Source organism: Alkalibacterium sp. 20 (assembly GCF_001885615.1).
In the GTDB taxonomy this organism is placed as follows: Bacteria; Bacillota; Bacilli; order Lactobacillales; family Carnobacteriaceae_A; genus Alkalibacterium.
Genome location: NZ_LSRN01000105.1, coordinates 1 through 1314, shown reverse-complemented (window position 1 = coordinate 1314; position 1314 = coordinate 1). Strand labels below are relative to the sequence as shown.

Genomic DNA, 1314 nt, shown 5'->3' with positions numbered 1-1314 from the left:
CCCTTATATTATCTAAATACATATGTCCATTCCATGAAATTGAATCAATTACTAACTCAATACTATTGTCGTAGTAAATTGTAAAATCTCCATTTATATAACCAGCTTCATGTGGTTTCTTAGCAGTATAGATAACTACTTCGTTAGAATATTTTCGTGATTCTTGAATATTAAGAAATTTTTCATGAAATATAGGCTCATCATTCTGAGTTTCTATGACAAGTAAGATATCTCTAACACAGTCCTTATTAAGTTACATTCACATATCTCCTTTTTTTTATACTAAATGTATTTCTGTTCTAATTACTTAAGTGTGTTTAATAATTCTTATTAGCTATGATTATTCTCTTTTTCCATATGTGTACAGGTACTAATTATACGATAGTCTTTATTCTAATTTCATTTTGTTAGTTAAAATTTTTTCGATTCTCTCTCTTTTATCTTCCTATATAGTGAACCTTGCGAAATACCAGTAATCCGTATAATGTCTTTAACTGAATATTGACCAGAATCATATAAGCTTAAGGCATCTTTTACCTTTTGTTTATCCATTGTCGGTCTACCAAGTTTCACACCACGTGCTTTAGCAGACGCTAAGCCTTCATTTACACGCTGTACAGTCAGATCGCGTTCCAGCTGAGCAATCACAGCCATCATCTGAAACATGGCCTGGCCGGTTGGTGTAGATGTATCTAGGTTCTCTTTCAATGATACAACTTCTACACCTTGTTCTTTCAGATCTTCAACAGTAGAAAGGATGTCTAGCGTTTTCCTACCTAAGCGACTAATTGATTCAATAATAACGGTATCCCCAGATCGGACACTATTAAATAAAGTATCTAATCCTGCGCGGTTTTTTTGTGTACCGGTAAATTTTTCTTGTATAAGTTTATCGTAACCAACTTTTTCTAAAGCGTCTAGTTGACGATGAAGTTCTTGTTTGTCTGTCGATACTCTAGCATAAGCAATTTTCATCATTTCACTCCTTAACACTATTCCTTCTATATAATATATTGAAATAAATTCATAGATTAGTTTGTATAATAAAACTCTTTTTTATTATACCATTTACGTGTTTAAATGTAAGGGTATTTGGTAATGATTATGGACATTGATTTTGGTAATCCGAGGAAAGTGGATTATATAAGGTTTTTTGATTATGTTTCTTTCTACAAAAGGAGGTTCCCAAAAACACTCGTTTTTGGGAATAGTTATTTTTATATCTTTTGAATGACTTTTAAAAAAATTATAATAAAATATATTTAACTAATCTTAATAAATCAAACAAAACATAATATGTTGTGTTTAGTTATT

Annotated in this window: 1 protein-coding gene and 1 pseudogene; both read right to left on the bottom strand. The window is 30.4% G+C overall.

The features are described from left to right. Window positions 1-241, bottom strand: a pseudogene (locus tag AX762_RS13480) (DUF2513 domain-containing protein); the annotation flags it as partial. A gap of 170 nt (window positions 242-411) precedes the next feature. Further along, complete coding sequence (locus tag AX762_RS12255) at window positions 412-975, bottom strand: recombinase family protein (RefSeq protein WP_071849393.1); 564 nt, start codon at window positions 973-975, stop codon at window positions 412-414. Window positions 976-1314: the final 339 nt, after the last annotated feature.